Raw genomic sequence first — 696 nt, 5'->3', positions numbered from 1 at the left:
AGGAGATCGCATGTCGTCCTTGGACTACACCTACGACCACATCGACGAGGTCATCAACCGCGCAAACATGCTGGCGCCGACCATCGACCCGAAGAAGACCCTGCTGCTCGTCCTGGACATGCAGAAGGCCTGTGTGACACCCGGCGGTGCGATGTACATCGAGAGCGTCGGGGGCGCGCCGGAGGGCAAGGACGTCGTTCCGCCGACCGTCAAGGTGATCGAGGCCTGCCGTGCCAAGGGGATTCCGGTCGTCTGGTCGATGTGGGGAATCAGGCCGGACGGCAAGGACGCTGGCTACGCCGACGTGAAGTGGGGCCTCGAGGGCAAGCTGGCCGAGTTCCCCGGCGCGTGGGGCAACGGCGGCGACGAACTCGACGACGCCCTGAAGCCGCTCGAGGATGAGCCCGTCATACGCAAGCACCGCTTCAGCAGCTTCTACGGCACTCCGCTGAACGAGTATATGCGCAAGGCGGGGGCCGACACGCTCGTGATCGCCGGGGTGTCGACGGGCAACTGCGTGATCACGACAGCGATCGATGGCGCCAACCAGGACTACAAGGTCATCACCCTCGCGGACACCAACGCCGCCATCCCGTCCGGGCTCAAGGACGAGCCCCTGGGTTACGGACAGCACTGGGAGGCCCTGCGCAACGTCCAGGCCAACCACGGCGACGTGCTCCTCAGCACGGAGTTCCT

1 protein-coding gene is annotated in these 696 nt (G+C 65.5%); it reads left to right on the top strand.

Features of this window, described 5'->3' with window-relative positions; genetic code table 11:
- Positions 1–19: 19 nt before the first annotated feature.
- On the top strand, positions 20–696 hold a 677-nt coding region (locus HIR71_RS16295), incomplete at its 3' end, for a cysteine hydrolase family protein (protein ID WP_169326107.1).

Source organism: Cellulomonas fimi, from assembly GCF_012952065.1.
GTDB classification, from domain to species: domain Bacteria; phylum Actinomycetota; class Actinomycetes; order Actinomycetales; family Cellulomonadaceae; genus Pengzhenrongella; species Pengzhenrongella fimi_A.
This window is presented reverse-complemented; position numbering and strand designations above follow the sequence as displayed.